Origin of the sequence: Pseudomonas sp. TH04, from assembly GCF_016651355.1 — a bacterium.
GTDB lineage: Bacteria > Pseudomonadota > Gammaproteobacteria > Pseudomonadales > Pseudomonadaceae > Aquipseudomonas > Aquipseudomonas fluorescens.
In genome coordinates this window covers 3,001,523-3,018,917 of sequence record NZ_JAEKEA010000001.1, presented here as the reverse complement: position 1 = coordinate 3,018,917, position 17,395 = coordinate 3,001,523, and the positions used below count along the sequence as shown (strand labels likewise).

The 17,395-nt window shown below is 61.0% G+C and carries 16 protein-coding genes; 15 read left to right on the top strand and 1 reads right to left on the bottom strand.

Features of this window, described 5'->3' with window-relative positions:
- Genes waaC through JFT85_RS13610 form a run of 6 tightly spaced genes read left to right on the top strand, consistent with a single transcriptional unit; the run spans window position 1 to window position 5,923 of the window.
- On the top strand, window positions 1-1,062 hold the full coding sequence (waaC, locus tag JFT85_RS13635; RefSeq protein WP_053254000.1) for a lipopolysaccharide heptosyltransferase I: 1,062 nt from the start codon (window positions 1-3) through the stop codon (window positions 1,060-1,062).
- Complete coding sequence (locus JFT85_RS13630) at window positions 1,062-2,186, top strand: glycosyltransferase family 4 protein (protein ID WP_069550871.1); 1,125 nt, start codon at window positions 1,062-1,064, stop codon at window positions 2,184-2,186. The genes waaC and JFT85_RS13630 overlap by 1 nt, the downstream gene beginning before the upstream one ends.
- A complete protein-coding gene (gene rfaP, locus JFT85_RS13625) occupies window positions 2,183-2,989 on the top strand; it encodes a lipopolysaccharide core heptose(I) kinase RfaP (protein WP_069550872.1) in 807 nt (268 codons plus the stop codon). The genes JFT85_RS13630 and rfaP overlap by 4 nt, the downstream gene beginning before the upstream one ends.
- Complete coding sequence (locus JFT85_RS13620; protein WP_053254003.1) at window positions 2,989-3,723, top strand: lipopolysaccharide kinase InaA family protein; 735 nt, start codon at window positions 2,989-2,991, stop codon at window positions 3,721-3,723. The genes rfaP and JFT85_RS13620 overlap by 1 nt, the downstream gene beginning before the upstream one ends.
- Entirely contained in the window at window positions 3,720-4,472 is a 753-nt protein-coding gene (locus tag JFT85_RS13615; RefSeq protein ID WP_053254004.1) for a lipopolysaccharide kinase InaA family protein, read from the top strand. The genes JFT85_RS13620 and JFT85_RS13615 overlap by 4 nt, the downstream gene beginning before the upstream one ends.
- The gene (locus JFT85_RS13610) at window positions 4,472-5,923 is read left to right on the top strand and encodes a lipopolysaccharide kinase InaA family protein (RefSeq protein ID WP_201229978.1); all 1,452 of its coding nucleotides are present in this window, start codon (window positions 4,472-4,474) and stop codon (window positions 5,921-5,923) included. The genes JFT85_RS13615 and JFT85_RS13610 overlap by 1 nt, the downstream gene beginning before the upstream one ends.
- 120 nt (window positions 5,924-6,043) lie before the next feature.
- Here JFT85_RS13610 and JFT85_RS13605 read toward each other — a convergent pair whose 3' ends face one another.
- Window positions 6,044-8,146: a TonB-dependent receptor family protein gene (locus JFT85_RS13605; protein ID WP_078827658.1), complete on the bottom strand. Its 2,103-nt coding sequence runs from the start codon at window positions 8,144-8,146 to the stop codon at window positions 6,044-6,046.
- A gap of 172 nt (window positions 8,147-8,318) precedes the next feature.
- Between JFT85_RS13605 and JFT85_RS13600 the strand changes: the two genes are divergently transcribed.
- The 9 genes from JFT85_RS13600 (at window position 8,319) to JFT85_RS13560 (ending at window position 17,374) form a co-directional block, all read left to right on the top strand.
- Complete coding sequence (locus tag JFT85_RS13600) at window positions 8,319-8,654, top strand: YceK/YidQ family lipoprotein (RefSeq protein WP_053254007.1); 336 nt, start codon at window positions 8,319-8,321, stop codon at window positions 8,652-8,654.
- Window positions 8,655-8,761: 107 nt separating this feature from the next.
- Window positions 8,762-9,076, top strand: a complete 315-nt coding sequence (locus JFT85_RS13595; RefSeq protein WP_169875733.1) for a YceK/YidQ family lipoprotein — start codon at window positions 8,762-8,764, stop codon at window positions 9,074-9,076.
- A 141-nt stretch (window positions 9,077-9,217) separates the two neighbouring features.
- Window positions 9,218-10,975 carry a carbamoyltransferase family protein gene (locus JFT85_RS13590; protein WP_017138507.1) on the top strand — a complete coding sequence of 586 codons (1,758 nt, stop codon included), beginning with the start codon at window positions 9,218-9,220 and terminating at the stop codon, window positions 10,973-10,975.
- Window positions 10,959-12,089 (top strand): glycosyltransferase, encoded by a 1,131-nt coding sequence (locus tag JFT85_RS13585; protein ID WP_201229977.1) that lies wholly within the window; start codon window positions 10,959-10,961, stop codon window positions 12,087-12,089. The genes JFT85_RS13590 and JFT85_RS13585 overlap by 17 nt, the downstream gene beginning before the upstream one ends.
- Window positions 12,089-12,985, top strand: coding sequence for an antimicrobial resistance protein Mig-14 (locus tag JFT85_RS13580; protein WP_069550875.1), 897 nt, complete (start codon window positions 12,089-12,091; stop codon window positions 12,983-12,985). Before JFT85_RS13585 ends, JFT85_RS13580 begins: the two co-directional genes overlap by 1 nt.
- Complete coding sequence (locus tag JFT85_RS13575) at window positions 12,982-14,397, top strand: PIG-L deacetylase family protein (RefSeq protein WP_053254010.1); 1,416 nt, start codon at window positions 12,982-12,984, stop codon at window positions 14,395-14,397. Before JFT85_RS13580 ends, JFT85_RS13575 begins: the two co-directional genes overlap by 4 nt.
- Window positions 14,398-14,457: 60 nt before the next feature.
- Window positions 14,458-15,342 (top strand): DUF6625 family protein, encoded by an 885-nt coding sequence (locus JFT85_RS13570; protein ID WP_201229976.1) that lies wholly within the window; start codon window positions 14,458-14,460, stop codon window positions 15,340-15,342.
- A complete protein-coding gene (locus tag JFT85_RS13565; RefSeq protein ID WP_169875698.1) occupies window positions 15,339-16,493 on the top strand; it encodes a glycosyltransferase family 4 protein in 1,155 nt (384 codons plus the stop codon). Before JFT85_RS13570 ends, JFT85_RS13565 begins: the two co-directional genes overlap by 4 nt.
- Window positions 16,490-17,374 carry a glycosyltransferase gene (locus JFT85_RS13560; protein WP_053254013.1) on the top strand — a complete coding sequence of 295 codons (885 nt, stop codon included), beginning with the start codon at window positions 16,490-16,492 and terminating at the stop codon, window positions 17,372-17,374. Before JFT85_RS13565 ends, JFT85_RS13560 begins: the two co-directional genes overlap by 4 nt.
- Window positions 17,375-17,395 lie beyond the last annotated feature (21 nt).

The window sequence follows — 17,395 nt, the reverse complement described above, 5'->3', positions numbered from 1 at the left end:
TTGCGCGTATTGGTAATCAAGACCTCATCCCTGGGCGATGTGATCCACGCCTTGCCGGCACTGACCGACGCGGCGCGGGCAATCCCTGGCATTCGCTTTGATTGGATCGTGGAAGAAGGCTTTGCCGAGATCCCCACCTGGCACCCGGCGGTGGACAAGGTGATCCCGGTGGCGATTCGCCGCTGGCGCAAAAACATCTGGCAAACCCTCAAGAGCGGTGAGTGGCGCCGCTTCAAGCAGCGCGTCCAGTCGACTAAATACGACTTGGTAATCGACGCCCAGGGCCTGCTCAAAAGCGCCTGGCTGACACGCTACGTGCGTGCCCCGGTGGCGGGCTTCGATAAACACTCCGCCCGCGAGCCAATCGCTGCGCGCTTCTACTCGCGACGCCTGGCTGTGGCCCGTGGGCAGCATGCAGTGGAGCGTTTGCGCCAACTGTTCGCCGTGGCGCTGGGCTATGACTTGCCCAAAGCCTTGGGCGATTACGGTTTGAGCGTCGACAAGCTGCTCGGCCTGCCGCCGAAAAAACCGTTTGTGCTGCTGCTGCACGGCACCACTTGGGACACCAAGCACTGGCCCGAAGCCTATTGGCGCGAGCTGGCCGAACGCATGGGTCGCCTGGGTGTGGACGTGAAGTTGCCGTGGGGCAATGCCGACGAAAAAGCCCGCGCCGAACGCTTGGCCCAAGGCCTGCAGAACGCCGAAGTGCTGCCCAAGCTGAACCTCGCCGGCGTGGCCCGTGTGCTCGCTGGCGCCCGCGCCTGCGTGGCGGTGGACACCGGCCTCGGTCACTTGGCCGCTGCGTTGGACGTGCCGACCATTTCCCTGTTCGGCCCGACGAACCCCGGCCTGACCGGCGCTTACGGCAAGGGCCAGATTCACCTGGCCAGCGACTTCCCCTGTGCGCCGTGCCTGCAAAAACACTGTACCTATCAACCAACGGCCGACGATCTGCGTCGGTTCGACATCAAACGCGAGTCGCCCCTGTGCTTCACGCGCTTGAACCCTGAGCGTGTGGCAAGCCGACTGAGCACGTTGTTACTGGCTGAGGAGCTGCACTGATGCAACTGGCTTTTGTTCTGTACAAATATTTCCCCTTCGGTGGCCTGCAGCGCGACTTCATGCGTATCGCCCTGGAGTGCCAGCAGCGCGGCCATCAGATTCGTGTCTACACGCTGATCTGGGAAGGCGAGATTCCGCCGGGTTTCGAAGTGCTGGTGGCGCCGGTCAAGGCGTTCTTCAATCATCGGCGCAACGAGAAGCTCAGCGCGTGGATGGAGGCCGACCTGGCCAAGCGCCCGGTGGACCGTCTGATTGGTTTCAACAAAATGCCGGGCCTGGACGTTTACTACGCCGCCGACGGCTGCTTTGAAGACAAGGCGCAAAACCTGCGCCACTCGCTGTACCGCAGCTTTGGCCGCTATAAGCACTTCGCCGAGTACGAGCGTGCGGTGTTTGCCAAGGATGCCAAGACCGAAGTCTTGATGATCTCCGAAGTGCAGCAGCCGCTGTTCATCAAGCATTACGACACCCCGCTGGAGCGCTTCCACCTGTTGCCACCGGGCATTGCCCAGGACCGCCGCGCACCGCCCAACGCCGCCGAGCTGCGTGAAGGCTTCCGCCAGGAATTCAACCTGGGCGAGGACGACCTGCTGCTGGTGCAAATCGGCTCTGGCTTCAAGACCAAGGGCGTCGATCGCAGCCTCAAGGCCATGGCCGCCTTGCCGGCAGAACTTAAAAAACGCACACGCCTGTTTGTAATTGGCCAGGACGACCCCAAAGTATTCCAACTGCAGAGCGCCACTTTGGGGCTGGGCGATAACGTGCAGTTCCTCAAGGGGCGCAGCGATATCCCGCGATTCCTGCTGGGCGCCGACCTGTTGATCCACCCGGCGTACAACGAGAATACCGGTACGGTGTTGCTCGAAGCGCTGGTGGCCGGCTTGCCGGTGCTGGTCTCGGCCGTGTGTGGTTATGCCCATTACATCGCCGAAGCCGACAGCGGCCTGGTGCTGGATGAGCCTTTTGAACAGGCGCAGCTCAACCAGTATCTGGCGCGAATGCTCACCGACACTGCACAGCGCGCGGCCTGGGGCCGCAATGGGTTGGCCTTCGCCGAGACGGCTGACCTCTACAGCATGCCGCAGCACGCGGCGGATGTGATTCTGGCGGAGCCAAAACGATGAAGTTGATGCTTGCCGAGCCGTTCAAGACCCTCTGGGCCGGGCGCGATGCGTTCGCCGAAGTCGAGCGGCTGCAAGGCGAGGTGTACCGTGAGCTTGAAGCGCGGCGCACCTTGCGTACCGAAGTGGATGGCCGTGGTTATTTTGTGAAGATCCACCGTGGCATCGGCTGGGGCGAGATCGTCAAGAACCTGGTCACCGCCAAGCTGCCGGTGCTGGGCGCGGGTCAGGAGTGGCAGGCCATCGAGCGCCTGCAGGCAATCGGCGTGCCGACCATGACCGCCGTGGCGTACGGCGAGCGCGGCAGCAACCCGGCCGACCAGCACTCGTTCATCATCACCGAAGAGTTGGCGCCTACGGTCAGCCTTGAAGATTTCAGCATCAACTGGGCCAAACAGCCGCCCGAGCCGCGCCTCAAGCGCGCGCTGATCGCTGAAGTGGCGCGGATGACCGGCATGATGCATCGCGGTGGGGTCAACCATCGCGACTGCTACATCTGCCACTTCCTGCTGCACACGGATACGCCGGTCACCTTCGATCACTTCAAACTGTCGGTGATCGACCTGCACCGCGCCCAGACGCGCGACAAAATCAGCCATCGCTGGCGCGACAAAGACTTGGCCGCGCTGTACTTTTCGGCGCTGGACATCGGCCTCACGCGTCGCGACAAGTTGCGCTTCCTCAAGGGCTACTTCCAGCAGCCGCTGCGCCAGATCCTGGCCGAAGAAAGCCCCTTGCTGCAGTGGCTGCAGGCCAAGGCCGACAAGCTTTATGCGCGCAAACAACGCTACGGGGACGCGCTCTGATGGCGGGTTGGAACCTGGAACCTGCTTACGCCGCACTGGCGGATGATTTCGGCAGCCTTGAGGCGGTGTTTGCGCTGCAGGGCGAGCAGCTGACGCGCGACCCGTTGTCGGAAGTGATCCGCGTAGAGCGCGGCGGGGTCAATTTCTACGTCAAGCGTTACGTCGGTGCCGGTAAAGGCCTGCGCCGCTACCTGGGCAAGCCGCGGGTGAAGTCCGAATGGCAGAACCTGAAGCGCTTCGCCAGGTGGGGGATTCCTACCGCCGACGTGGTGGCCTGGGGCCTGGAGCGCAAGGGCCTGGCCTATGCGCGGGGGGCGATGATCACCCGCGAGCTGCCGAGAACCGCTGACTTGTCGGTGCTGGCCGATCGCAATGATGCCTGTTTGAAAGACCCCAAGTGGGTCAGCGTGATCAGTCGCCAGCTTGCTGAATACACCCGTACGATGCACGAGCATCGCTTCACCCATAACGACTTGAAGTGGCGCAACCTGTTGGTCGACGATCATCAGACCCTGTACCTGATCGATTGCCCCAACGGTGATTTCTGGCGCGGGTTCTGGCTCAAGTACCGAATTACCAAAGACCTGGCCTGCCTGGACAAAGTCGCCAAGTATCACTTGTCGGCTACCCAGCGCCTGCGCTTCTACCTGCAATATCGCCAACGCTCGCACCTGACGGCGTCGGACAAACAGCGGATTCGCCACGTGGTGAAGTTTTTCGAGGGGCGCGAATGAGTGATTTCCTGGCGGCCGAAGATCGCGCTCTGCTTGAGCGCAACGGCCTGGCTGACTTCGATGCCCTGTGGGCCAGGCAACTGGACGCGGTGGATGAACCCAATACCAGCGATGGGGGGTGGAGCAGCGTATTTCGTCTGGAGCTTGAAGGGCAGGGCTACTACCTCAAGCGCCAGAGCAATTACCTGACACGCACACTCAGCAAGCCGTTTGGCGAGCCGACGTTTGCCCGTGAATTCCGTAACATCAGCCGTTATCGCGAGCGCGGTATTCCGGCGTTGCAGGCGGCGTTTTTCGGTGAGCGCAAGGTCAATGGCGAGCACCGTGCGATGTTGCTGACCCGTGCCCTGGACGGTTGGAACGACCTGGATTCATTGCTGGAGCAATGGTCGCAACTGACAGATGCCCAGCACCGTGCGATCTTGCTGGCCTGCGGTCAGCTGGCGCGACACCTGCACAGCGTGGGTCAGGTGCATGGCTGTTTTTACCCCAAGCATATTTTCCTGCAGGCCACAGGCACAGGTTATGCCGCGCAGTTGATCGACCTGGAGAAAACTCGCCCGTTACTGTTCGGCAGGCGCGACCGGGTCAAGGACCTGGAACCGCTGTTGCGGCGCGCGCCGCAGTGGTCGGATGCCCACGTGCGGCAATTGCTGGCGGCCTATCTGGATCAACCTGAAGACAGCTCGCTGACCACCGCCTGGTTCGAGCGCCTGACGGCCCGTCGCAGTCACAAGGAGAAGCGCTGATGCGTTTGTCTGAGCTGAAAAAAGCCGGTCGCACGCCTGACCTCCCGCTGACCATCGAGCTGGCGGATGCTGCTGGCCCAGGGCAACTGCAATTGCTCAGCCTGCTGCGCGTATTGCCCGGCGAGCGCTATGTGGGCGCAGGCGTGTGGCGCGGTCGCACGGTGCTGGCCAAATTGTTGGTGGGCAACAAGGCGGCACGGCATTTTCAGCGCGAACTCGGCGGCGTCCGCCTGCTGGCTGAGCAAGGCCTGACCACGCCGCAGCTGCTGGCCGATGGTTTGCAGGAAGGTGAGGGTGGCTGGCTGCTGTTCGACTTTATTGAAGGCGCCGAAAGCCTCGCCGATGCCTGGCAGGCGGTCGAAGGTTTGCCGCCGTTGGCGGACGAACAGACCGCCGTGCTCGCCGAGGCGTTGGCTGCGATCGCGCAGATGCACAGCAAAGGCTTGTGGCAGGAAGACCTGCACCTGGACAACCTGCTGCGCCAGGACGGCAAGCTGTACCTGATTGACGGTGCCGGGATTCGCGTCGAAGAAGCGGGCAAGCCGCTGTCACGCAATCGGGTGCTGGAAAACCTCGGGGTGTTTTTCGCCCAGCTGCCGAAAAACCTTGAGCCGTTCACCGAAGAGTTGCTGGTGTATTACCTGCTGGGCAATGGCGAGCACGCGTTGCCGCTGGAAGCCCTGGAGAAGCAGGTGCGCAAGGTCAGTGCCTGGCGCTTGAAAGACTTTTTGAACAAGGTCGGTCGTGAGTGCACGCTGTTCAGCGTGGTGCGTGGCGCCTTTGCCTTGCGTGCGATTCGTCGCGAGGACGCGCCTGCGATGCTACCGGTGCTGGAGCAGGCCGATGCGTTGCTTGATCAGGGCCACCTGTACAAGACCGGTGGTGCGGCCACTGTCGCCAAGGTCGAAGTGGCCGGTCGGCCGCTGGTGATCAAACGCTACAACATCAAGGGGTTCGCCCATTGGCTCAAGCGTTTCTGGCGCCCCAGTCGTGCCTGGCACTCCTGGCGCGAAGGCAACCGCCTGGCCTTTCTGGGGATCGCCACGCCCAAGCCGCTGGCTGTGCTGGAAAAGCGTTTTTTCTGGCTGCGCAGCCGGGCTTATCTGGTCACCGACTACTTGCCGGGGCCGGACATCATCGAGCGCTTCGCACCGTATGTTGAGAACGGCGATGCGCCCGAAAACGAACTGCTGGCCCTGGATCATCTGTTTGCCGAGTTGATTCGTGAGCGCATCAGCCATGGCGATTTCAAGGGCCATAATCTGTTCTGGGCCGAGGATCGCTGGGCGTTGATTGACCTCGATGCCATGTGCCAGCACCGCAGTGAAGCCAGCTTCGCCCCGGCGTTTGCCAAGGACCGCGCGCGATTTATGCGCAACTGGCCTGAGAGCAGCGCCTTGTACCAACGGATCGACCAGCGTTTGCCCCGAGAGGTCGGCGTCGCCGGTTAAAGCCGGTCTTCGGCCCTTTCGCGAGCATGCCCGCCGGCCCACATGTTGATTGGTAAACGCGGTCCAATGTGGGCGCGGGCTTGCCCGCGAAGGCGGCCGCTCAGGCGCTACATGACCTGATCAAAACTGGTATTCAGCCCCCGCTCCCGCATACCACGACCGCCCCGGCGCCGCTTCGTAATAGCGACCATTGCCGTCACCGACAATCACCGAACCGACGTACTGGCGATCCAGCAAGTTATCCAGGCGCAACGTCTGGTGGAAGGTCCAGTGCTCCACCTTCTGCTCAAAGCGTGCGCGCCAGTTGAACACGCTGTAGCCCGGTGCTGCCCGTTGTTGGTTGGTGTCTTCGACGTAGACCTTGCTGCGATACATGCCTTCAAGGGCGGTGCTCACCCAGTCGCGGGGTTTCCAGTTCAGCTCGGCAAACAGCGTGGTTTGCGGTACGCCCGGCAAGTAGTTGCCTTTGCTGATGGTCGTGTTGCCGCCGCTGACGAAGTCACTGTCGTAAGTGGCCTGCAAGCGGGTGTAGGCGAGGTGGGTGCTCCACTGTTCGCTGAGCTGGCTTTCCAGGCCCAACTCCAAGCCTCGGCGCAGGGTGCGGCCAGCGTTTTGATAGGTGGTGCGCCCACCGCTGGATTGCTGTACGACCAGTTCGTCTTCAGTGGTGATCTGGAATAACGCGGCGTTGAGGCGAGTGTCTTCGCCCAGTTTTGCCTTCAGGCCGACTTCGTACTGCTGGCTGACCGATGGCTTGAGCGCAAAGTTAAAGCCGTTGGCGCTGCTCGAATAAGCCGACTCGGCCTGGGTCGGGGTTTCAAAGCCTTTGCCCGCGCTCACGTACCCATGCAGGTCCGGCGTAAAGGCATACATCACGCTGACCGACGGGGTGTTCTTCTGATAGGTCTTGCTGCCGCTGTCATTGCCGTCGCGGAGGAAGTGGTCGTCCACGTCCATCTTCATGGTGCTGTGGCGCAGGCCTGCCTGCAGGGTCCAGTCGCCCAGCAGCCAGTTGGCTTGTACGAAGGGGTCGAGGCTGGTGGCAGTGTCGATTTCATTGCGACCCAATGCGCCTTTAACACCGTGCACACCGTCGAGGGTGTTGGAATAGCCCTGGCGATCATCCTGGCTGCGGTCGTAATCAAGGCCGGTGATCAGCGTCAGGTCGCCGGGGGCGCTGGTGATGGGTTGCAGCCAGTGGACCGAGCCCCCGTAGAATTTGCGGTCGAAAGCCACTACGCCGCCGCGAGCGTTTGCCGGGTTGAGTGCGCCACTGGCGAATTTGTCCGGAATCGACAAGTACTGAATCACGCTGCGCCGTCCTGTGTACGCATTGACCTGCAACGTCGCATCGCCGATGTAGCGCTCGTAATTCATGCCTAATTGCTGATGATCGATACTTTTTCGCGTGTTGTATTCCAGTGCGGCCGGCGCTACCGAACGCGGGTCGGCCTTGTACGCGGCCCAGGTTTGCCCCAGCGGGTCCTGCGTGCCGTTTTGCTCCAGGCTGCTGTAGATCAGCGCCAGCTTGCTGTCGTCATCCGGCTGGAAGTTGAGCTTGGCAAAGGTCTGGTCCCGGCGGGCGCTGCTGTGGTCGCGGTAGCCGTCGGTGTCCATGCGCGAGGCGTCAAGCACGAAACCGGCGCCGTTCGCCGCGCCTTCGGCGGTGAGGTGGTTTTTGTTCAAGCCGTCGCTGCCCACCAGGGTTTCAGCGCCGATGCGTGGCGGGCCTTCGCCGTCGCGGGAAAACATCTGGATGACCCCGCCGGCATTGCTGCCGTACAAGGTGGCTGCCGGGCCGCGCAGGACTTCGATGCGTTCGGCGGTATCGAGGTTGAAGGTGGCCGCCTGGCCCTGACCGTCCGGGGTGCTGGCGGGGATGCCGTCAGCAACCAGCTTGATGCCGCGTACACCAAACGCCGAGCGGGCGCCGAAGCCGCGTGAGGAAATCTGCAGGTCCTGCGCATAGTTCTGACGGTTCTGGACCACCAGCCCGGGCACCCGCGACAGCGCTTCGGAGGCGTTGATGCCGAGTTGCCCGTCGCTGATCTGTTCCCGGCTGATGCTGTCGACCGAGTAGGGCAGGTCGAAGGTCGGGTTGGCGCTGCGCGAACCGGTGACGACGCTGGGGTCGAGGATCAGTGGTGCGTCGTCGGCCATAGCGGTGTTGCTCAGGGCAAGCAGGCTGGGCAGCAAAAAGGTGAGGCGGGCGAATGTTTTCATGGTCAGCCAGGATCTGGGGCGCATAGGGCATAAACGCGCAAAAGGGCGCGAGTTTAGTGGCTTGGGCAATTTTTACCATTTCGGATTTTTCTCACGAGCCGGCGGGCGTGCTGAGTCTGGGGTGTCGGTCTTGTCGATGCTAGCGTGGCGGACCACTGGGAGAGGACCGTCCATGAGCTTGAAAATGACTGTGGCATTGGCGCTCGCCAGTCTCACATTAGGCGGCTGCGGCACGCTGAATACGCTGTTGCGTGATGACCTGGCGGCGACGCGTGAATTGCGCAAACAGAAGACCTATTGCGAATCCATCCCGCGTGCCTACAGCGGCCTGGCGTTTAATTTTTGCCTGCTTAACGCGCCACCGGACTACACCGGCGTGCTCGTACCGTTGGTGCTGGTGGACCTGACTGCGTCGGGTATTGTTGATACCGTGGTGCTGCCCTACACGCTTTACCAGCAGAGCACGCTGGGTAACAGGGGGGTTTACTGGCCGCCCGGTCGTTCGTAGTGACAGGCGTTATCAATGCGCCGGGGCAGGCCCGGTTTCATTCTTTCAGGCAAAAGGAGTTGTTCGTGAATCGTGGAATCGAAGTGCTGTTGGTCGCGAGCCTGCTGATGCTTTCAGGGTGCGGAACGATCAATACGGTCTTTCGCCCGGACACCGTGACCAGTCAGGGCCTCAAGGATTCGCGCAGCCACTGTGGCAGCGTGCCGCGTATCTACAGCGGTGTGATATCCGGGTTTTGTTACTTGAACAGCGAGCCAAAACCTGAAAAAGGCGTAGACAACCCAGGCTTTGGCCAGCCGGCAAGTAATATATTTCCGATCATTGCCATCGAGGCGCTGGCCTCGGGTCTGGCCGACACGCTGATGCTGCCCTACACCGTCTACCGCCAAAGCCAGGACGGCGACATCCAGGTCTACAAGTAGTCCGCTTGCCGGTTGCCGCTAACAGCTTCCTACTGCTTTTAAGTTATAATCCCGCCCTTTAGCTGTTTCTCGCTCAGGCGGGAGGCACACTTTTTTCAGGCGCAACCCGCCTGTATGCAGACTAAAAGAGGCTAGACCCCTGTGGCATTGACGATTCTTGGCCTGTCCGGCGCCCTTAGCCATGATCCTTCCGCAGCGTTGTATATCGACGGCAAGCTGATTGCGGCCGCCGAAGAAGAGCGCTTCGTACGCGACAAACATGCAAAGAACCGCATGCCCTACGAATCGGCGAAGTTCTGCCTGGAACAAGCCGGCATCAAGCCTTCCGACGTTGACGTGGTGGCGATCCCGTTCGCTCCGATCAGCCTGTTCGGCGAGGCGCGTTGGCACTATGCCAAGCGTTACTGGTACGCCCCGGACCGCGCGCTCGACGCGATCCTGATGGGCAACCGTCGCTACAAGCGCTACCGCAACAAGATCGTCTGGTGCCTGGAGCAACTGGGCTTCGATCCGAAAAAAATCAAGATCGAGCCGGTTGAACACCACCTGGCCCACGCTTCCAGCGCCTACCACTGCTCGGGCTTCCAGGAAAAAACCGCGATCCTCGGCATCGACGGCAAGGGTGAGTACGCCACCACGTTCTTCGGCTACGGCGAAAACGGCAAGATCCACAAGATCAAGGAATTCTACGATCCGGATTCCCTGGGTGGCCTGTATGGCGCGATTACCGAGTTCCTCGGTTTCGAGATGCTCGACGGCGAGTTCAAGGTCATGGGCATGGCGCCGTATGGCGATGCCAGCAAATATGATTTCTCGCGCCTGGCTTCGTTTGAAAACGGCGAGTTGGTGATCAACACCGACTACGCCAACGTCATCGGTCTGCGCCGTTATAAAGAGAAGGGCAAGGGCTTCTACTTCTCGCCAAAACTGATCGAGTGGCTGGGTCCCAAGCGCGAAGGCGATATCGCCGACGAGCCGTACATCCACTACGCGGCCAGCATGCAAGCGCTGTTCGAAAAGCTGGCCCTGCAGATGATCGACCACTACCTGGGCGACATCCTCAAGGACACCGGCAAACTGGCCTTCGCCGGCGGCTGTGCGCTGAACGTCAAGCTGAACCAGAAAATCATTGCCCGTGACGACGTCAAAGAGCTGTTCGTGCAGCCGGCGTCCGGCGATGCCGGCACCGCAGTTGGCGCGGCAGCCTATGTGTCCCACGCCCGTGGTGTACCGGTAGAGAAGATGGAACACGTCTATCTCGGCCCGTCCTACAGCAACGAAGACGTGATCGCTGCGTGCGCCAAGCACGAGAGCAAGCCGGTGTGGCGCAAGATCGAAAACATGCCCAAGCGCATCGCCAAGATCATGGTCGACGGTAACCCGGTGGCCTGGTTCCAGGGCCGCATGGAGTTTGGCCCGCGTGCCTTGGGTGGTCGTTCGATCATCGGTTGCCCGAGCGCCACCGGCGTGGCTGACCGCATCAACCACCAGATCAAGTTCCGCGAGCGCTGGAGGCCTTTCTGCCCGTCGATGCTCGACACCGTGGCCCCGCAGATGATCAAGGTCGATCACCCGGCGCCGTTCATGACCTTCACTTTTGAAGTGTCGGAAGAGTGGAAAACCCGCGTGCCGGAAGTGGTCCATGAAGATGGCACCTCTCGCGCCCAGGTGCTCAAGCGCGAATACAACCCGCGCTACTACGACATGATGAAAGAGCTGGAAGTGCTGACCGGTAACGGCGTGTCGCTGAACACCTCGCTCAACCGCCGTGGCGAAGCGATGATCTGCTCGCCCACCGACGCGCTGAACATGTTCTTCGGCTCTGACCTGCAATACCTGATCATGGAAGACATCCTGGTCGTCAAAGACGGCGTGGACCCTTATGACTCGGTCGGCTGAGCGCCACGTCCTGCAGTTCTGCCACGGCTATGACGGGCCGTTTCTGGACTGCGCGCGGCAGTACGCCAGTTTGTTCGCAGGCACCGGCTACAAGGTGACCACCGTGTTTCTTACCGGGGCCGCCGACCCTGCGGTAGCCGCTGGTTGCGCCAGCGATGAAGTGTTGTTTATGGCGTTCAGCTCCAAGGCCATCCGTGGCCTGAAGCTGGGCGCCATCCGTGAGCTGCGCAAGATCGCCGCGTCGCGCAACTTCAGTTTCTGCATCGCCCACCGGTTCAAGCCGATCTATATCGCCTTGCTCGGCACCCGCCTGCCGGTGATCGGTGTGCATCATGCGTTTGGTGACTACGGGCGCCGCAGCCGCAAGCTGTTTGCGTCGATTTTCAGCAAGCGTCTGAGCCTGCTCGGTGTGTCCGATGCGGTGCGCGATGATATGCGTCGCTGCCTGCCGGGCTGGCCTGCAGCGCGTATTCAGACGTTGTATAACCGCATCGATGTCGAGGCCATGCAAGCGCTGCAGGTGCCCGCCGATGAGGCGCGGGATGCGTTGGGGCTGTCGCCGGATGAATGGGTGGTCGGCAATGTCGGCCGTCTGCACCCGGACAAGGACCAGGCCACCTTGCTCAAGGGCTTTGCCTTGGCGTTGCCACATTTGCCGGCACAGAGTCGTTTGGCGATCCTCGGCACCGGGCGCCTGGAGAAAGACCTCAAGGCCCTGGCGCGCGAGCTGGGCATTGCCGAGCAAGTGCTGTTCCTCGGCCAGGTGCCGGATGCGCGTCGGTATTTTCGTGCGTTCGACGCCTTTGCCCTGAGCTCCGATCATGAGCCATTTGGCATGGTGTTGCTGGAGGCCATGGTCGCCGGCGTGCCGTTGCTCGCCACTGCCTGCGGCGGCGCCCGGGAAGTGGTCGAGGGCGTGGGCATTCTGTTTCCGTTTGGTGATGCCGAACACTTGGGCCAGGGTCTTCAGCACCTGGCGGCGATGGATCGTCAACAGCACCAGCTGTGTGCCGAGATGATGCTGGAACGCCTGCACCAACGGTTTTCCGACCCGGCGGTGCGCGCTACTTTCTGGCAGTTGCCCCCCGTACATGAATTGACCGCGAGGGCTTGATGCTCAATCGATTCCAAGGCTGGCGCGAGCGCGGCTGGTCCGTCGTTGACGCGCCGACCTACAGCCAAGCCTGGCAGCGTTTTGGTGGCAGTGTTGCCACGCATCCGCAGGTGGTCGAGCGTCTTGCCGGCTTGGCCGACATTCCTGTGCGCTATCTGGCATGGGAGCAGGGCAGTGAGCTCAAGGCTTGCATTGCGACTTGGGGGCGGGACCTGGCGTTGTCCAAGGATGTCCTCAAACGGCATGGCAAGAAAGGCTTGTTCGACCTGGGTAACGCCGAGTTGATCCTGCCCGCCGCCGAGGATGCCCAAGCCGCGCTGCGTCATCGCGCGCGTTACCTGTCGGCGCTGAATGAGGGCCGCTTTGCAGGCCTCAAGCCGCAGGCCGAGCAACTGGCCATGGCACGTACCCCGGAAGAGTTGTCGAAGAAGTTTCGTTATAACCAGCGCCGCGAGTTGCGCCTGTTGGAAGAGGCGGGCGGTGTGGTGCGCCCGGTGCAGGAGTTTTCCAGCGCAGAGCTGGCGGCGATCTACTGCGACCTGTTTCAGCGCCGCTGGGGCTTTCCCGCCACGGGCGCCGAACGCATGGCACAGGTGATTGAGCTGCTGCGTGAATGGCTGATTGGTTCGGTGATCTTCCTCAACGATGCGCCAATTGCCATTCAGTTGGTCTACCGCGTTGAAGCGCCGCAGTGGATCAGTGTCGAGTACATCAATGGCGGCGTTGACCCCGAAACCCGCGCCTTCAGCCCGGGCAGTGTATTGAGCTTCCTCAATACCCAAAGTGCCTGGGAGCAAGCGCGCGAAGTCGGCAAGCCATTGCGGTTTTCGTTTGGCCGTGCGGACCGCGAGTACAAGGACCGTTGGTGCAACCCCGTGCCGGTGTTCACGGTATGAGTGAGCCTACGAGCCGCAAGCAGGCGCTGCTCAAGCGCCACCGCCGCAATAAACGCATCGGGCTGTTGGTCGGTTTGCTGGTGTTGATCGGCGTGGGTGTGCTGGTGGCCTGGTGGCTGCCGCTGCTGTTGGCAGTGCTGGCCTGGGTTGCCCATGAGGCCTGGTTTGCCGACCATCTGTTTTACTCGCCGAAGGATGACTACCAGTATCAATTTGCAGCGGATACCGAGCAGCCCAAGGTGGTGCTGAGCGAGGGCCGGCTGGTACTGGGCGAAACCGTCGAGCTGTCGGGCGATGAAACATTGATCCTCGCGCTGCGGCTCAAGAGCAGTGTGCTGGGCCGCTTTGTCGACCCGTTCATCGCCCTGCCGGACGGTGACCGCCAAGTATTCGAGCGCGGCGTCAATGGCCTGCGTTATCTGAACCTGACCGGCCAGGCGCAAGCGTTGCTCGCTGGGCAATTGCGGCTGAGTGGTCGGTTCTGCCGTGTGCAGGGCACGCCTGTGTTGTCGGTATTCCGCCAGCCAGATGTGCGCCAGCAACGGGTGATGGTGATTGCGCCCCATGCCGATGACGCCGAGCTTGCAGCCTTTGGTCTGTACAGTCAGGCGGCGCAACCCTGGATCGTGACGTTGACGGCCGGCGAGATTGAAGCCGAGCATTATCAGCAAATGGGCCTGGGCAAGCCTGAGGCGGCAAGGCTCAAGGGGCGTTTGCGGGCCTGGGACAGCATCGCCGTGCCGCGTTGGGCGGGTGTGCCGCCGGAAAACTCGGTTCAGCTTGGGTATTTCTGCCTGCAGTTGGCGGCGATGAAGGCCGAGCCGGATCGCGCAGTGGCGTCGCGAGAGGCCGAACTCAGCGATATTCGGGTATTTCGCCAATTCAACCCTTTCCCTTTGCCTGCCGACACCGATGGCCAGCCCACTTGGAACAATCTGTTGGCTGACCTGCGGGCCGTGCTGTTGATGGCGCGCCCTGAAGTTATCGTGTTGCCCCATCCGCTGCTTGACCCGCACCCTGATCATATCTGCGCCCAGCAGGCCGTATTGGAAGCCTTGCAGGGCCTGGAGTGGCAGCCGACCACCTTGCTCGGCTACGCCAACCATCTGCATGACAACGACCGCTGGCCAATGGGTGATTCGGGAAGCGGTGTCACGTTGCCGCCAGTTTTTGATTCCACTCAGACGTTGTGGCCTTATTGCCTGCCGTTATCCAACGACCGTCAATGCGACAAGGCGATGTCGTTGGGCATGATGCATGACCTGCAACCGAGGATGCCGTTCAAGCGGCGGGTGCGGCGGGTCATACAGCGCCTGCTGGCTGGGAGAGCTGTTTCGCCGTGGGGTGAGAATGAGTTTTTCCGCAAGGCCGTCCGGCGGCATGAACTTTTTTGGTTCATCAAGCACAAGTAACGTTAAGCAACGAAGTGGCGTGCAGCACGTCCCAGTAAAAAAAATGACAGTGAGTCCCCAGTGATTAATCCATGCCCCCGCATCCTTTTTCTTATCCCGTACTTTGGTCACTGGCCATTCTGGATGCCGTTTTTTCTCGAAAGCTGCAGACGCAACGCGGACATCGACTGGTTGTTGTTCAGCGACTGTCCGATACCGGCCAACGTGCCGCACAACGTCCGGATTGAAAGCATTAGCTTTGCCGATTACTGCGCGTTGGTGTCACAGCGGTTGTACATCAACTTTGCGCCTCAAGCGCCGTATAAGCTGTGTGATATCAAGCCAGCGCTGGGGCACATTCATGCTGACCGCCTCAAAGGCTACGATTTCTGGGCGTTTGGTGACCTGGACCTGATCTATGGCAACCTGCGCGAATACTTCACTGCCGATCGGTTGGCCGGCTATGACCTGTTCTCGACCCATGAGCGGCGGGTGGCCGGCCATTTGTGCCTGATGCGCAATACCGCCAAAAAGCGCCAAGTGTTCATGCAGATCAAGGATTGGGAAGCGCGCTTCACTGATCAGGAGCATCATGCCCTGGATGAAGGCGCGTTCAGCAGGATCTTCCTGTGGCGCAAGAATTTCCCGAAGCCACTGTTCGAGCTGGTAGGCAAGCTCAACCCGTGGCGTCGGCGCAGTGAATTCACCGAGGCGTTCAGTACGCCGGGTGGTGCGATCAAATGGCACGACGGCACTGATCGCTTTCCGCATCAATGGTTCTGGAATAATGGTCGCCTGACCAACGACAGGGATGGCGACCGCGAGTTTCCGTATTTCCATTTTGTCTGCTGGAAACGCAATCAGTGGTCTTTGCTGCCGGCGCCAGACGCCGAGTACATTGCGACGCTGGCCGCTGAAAAATCCTGGGTTGTTGATGCCACAGGTTTCCATCGAGGAGAGTTATGAGTCGGCCTTTCAAGGTCCTGCAATTGCAGCCTGACTACAATGTTAAATCCCATGATTTTGCCGACCTGGCCGAACAGATCGTCAAGGCATTGCCTGCGGACCGCTATGAAGTCACCGCCGCTTTTTTGCGGGGCCGGCCAGGGCCTGCAGACCCGGTCAGCCGCGCGGCCACGTCCGTCTACTTCGAGTTTTCCGACAAGTCGCTCAAGGGCTTGAGGCTGCGCGCCATGTGGCGGCTGTATCAGTTTTGCCGCAAGGAAAAATTCGACGTCGTGGTGTGCAACCGCTTCAAGCCGGTCAACATGATGTTGCAGTTGAACCGCTGGTTGAAGATCCCGCTGTGCATCGGCATCTCCCACGGCTTTGGCGAGTATGACCGCCTTTATCGGCGCAAGCAGGCTCAGCGCTGGATCGACGAGCATTGGCGTTTTGTCGGCGTGTCGCCAGCGGTCAAGCAGTACCTGCTGGACTGCCAGTGCGGGTTTACCGACCGCAATACCTACGCCATTACCAATGCCATCGACATCGAGCAGGCGGAAGGCTTGCAGCATTCCCGTGAGCGTGCGCGCGAGTTGCTGGGCATCGACCCTTCTGTGCGGTTGATCGGCGCCTTGGGGCGCCTGGTGCCGGTGAAGGGCCACACCTATTTGTTGCAAGCATTTGCGGCGCTTAAAGACCGCTACCCCTCGGCGCAGCTCGCCATCATTGGCGCCGGGCGCGAAGAGTCCAACCTGGCCGCGCAAATCAACAGCCTCGGCCTGGCGGGGCGGGTGCATTTGCTGGGCTTCAAGGAAAATGCCCTGCAATACGTGCGCGCCTTTGATATCTGGGCGATGCCGTCGCTGGCAGAAGGTTTGGGCCTGGCACTGCTGGAAGGCATGAGCGGTCGGCTGCCGGTGATCGCCTCAAGCGTACCGGCCATGCTGCCGCTGATTCAAGGCGCGGGCGGCCTGGCGGTGGAGCCGGCCAACGTGCCCGAGCTGATCCAGGCGCTGGACACCTACCTGGCGCTGTCCGATGAAGAACTCGCGCAGAAAGGCGAACAGGCTTATCAGTACCTTCAGGCACAACACGACATTGAGGTGTTCCGCCAGGAATACCTGGAACTGATTGATTCAGGATTGGCTCAAGCACGCAGGAACCATGTATGAACCAGAGTCAGCCCTTGGTCACGGTGATCATCGCGTCTTACAACCACGCGCCTTACATTGAGGAAAGCATCCTCAGTGTCCTGAACCAGACGTACCCCAACATTGAACTGCTGGTGATTGACGATGGTTCGACAGATGACAGTGTCGAGCGCATTCGTCGACTGCAGGAACACCATACCTTCGACTTTCGTGTCCAGCAGAATCAAGGGCTGACCAATACGCTCAATGGCGCGATTGCCCGCTCTCAAGGCCCGCTGATTGTGCCGTTCGGTTCCGACGACATCATGTTGCCGGAGCGCATCGCGACCCAGGTGGCGTATATGGACGGCAAGCCTGAGGTGGGGATCTGTGCGGGTAATATCGAGCTGATCGACTCCAACGGCGAGCTGTTTCCCGAGAAGCGCCAACGCCGGGATGTGCCTTTTCGGCGCCTGGACTTCGACGATATGTTCCTGGAGCGTAAACCCTACCCGCCGGCGCCCACGCTGATGATTCGGCGCGAGGCGCTGGAAAAGGTCGGTGGGTTCGACCCGCAGATTCGCTTGGAAGACTTGTTGATCGAGCTGAAGATTACCCGCGCCGGGTACTTCATCGACGGTTTGAACGTGGTGATGGCGCGCTACCGCAAGCACGCTACCAATTCGTACAAGAATCATCGATTCATGATCGACAACATCCTGCGTTCCTACGCGCTGTTCAGTGACCACCCGCAATATGACGAGGTGCGTTACAAGTTCCTGAGCTCCATGTTCCTCAAGACGTCCAACCGCAATCGTGCGTTGGCGCGAGAGCTGCTGGCGCAGATCCCGTTTCGGGCCTGGAACAAGAAAACCTGGCGCGGCCTTGGCCGGCTGTACTTTTCCCCGCTGGAAAAAGACTGATACCGCGTGCGCCCCGTTTCA

Coding starts and splice junctions, on each gene's coding strand:
- JFT85_RS13615 (WP_053254004.1), top strand. CDS start 3,720: ATGAGTGATTTCCTGGCGGCCGAAGATCGCGCTCTGCTTGAGCGCAAC.
- JFT85_RS13565 (WP_169875698.1), top strand. CDS start 15,339: ATGAGTCGGCCTTTCAAGGTCCTGCAATTGCAGCCTGACTACAATGTT.
- JFT85_RS13620 (WP_053254003.1), top strand. CDS start 2,989: ATGGCGGGTTGGAACCTGGAACCTGCTTACGCCGCACTGGCGGATGAT.
- JFT85_RS13630 (WP_069550871.1), top strand. CDS start 1,062: ATGCAACTGGCTTTTGTTCTGTACAAATATTTCCCCTTCGGTGGCCTG.
- JFT85_RS13610 (WP_201229978.1), top strand. CDS start 4,472: ATGCGTTTGTCTGAGCTGAAAAAAGCCGGTCGCACGCCTGACCTCCCG.
- JFT85_RS13575 (WP_053254010.1), top strand. CDS start 12,982: ATGAGTGAGCCTACGAGCCGCAAGCAGGCGCTGCTCAAGCGCCACCGC.
- JFT85_RS13595 (WP_169875733.1), top strand. CDS start 8,762: ATGCTTTCAGGGTGCGGAACGATCAATACGGTCTTTCGCCCGGACACC.
- JFT85_RS13585 (WP_201229977.1), top strand. CDS start 10,959: ATGACTCGGTCGGCTGAGCGCCACGTCCTGCAGTTCTGCCACGGCTAT.
- JFT85_RS13600 (WP_053254007.1), top strand. CDS start 8,319: ATGAGCTTGAAAATGACTGTGGCATTGGCGCTCGCCAGTCTCACATTA.
- JFT85_RS13605 (WP_078827658.1), bottom strand. CDS start 8,146: ATGAAAACATTCGCCCGCCTCACCTTTTTGCTGCCCAGCCTGCTTGCC.
- rfaP (WP_069550872.1), top strand. CDS start 2,183: ATGAAGTTGATGCTTGCCGAGCCGTTCAAGACCCTCTGGGCCGGGCGC.
- JFT85_RS13580 (WP_069550875.1), top strand. CDS start 12,089: ATGCTCAATCGATTCCAAGGCTGGCGCGAGCGCGGCTGGTCCGTCGTT.
- JFT85_RS13560 (WP_053254013.1), top strand. CDS start 16,490: ATGAACCAGAGTCAGCCCTTGGTCACGGTGATCATCGCGTCTTACAAC.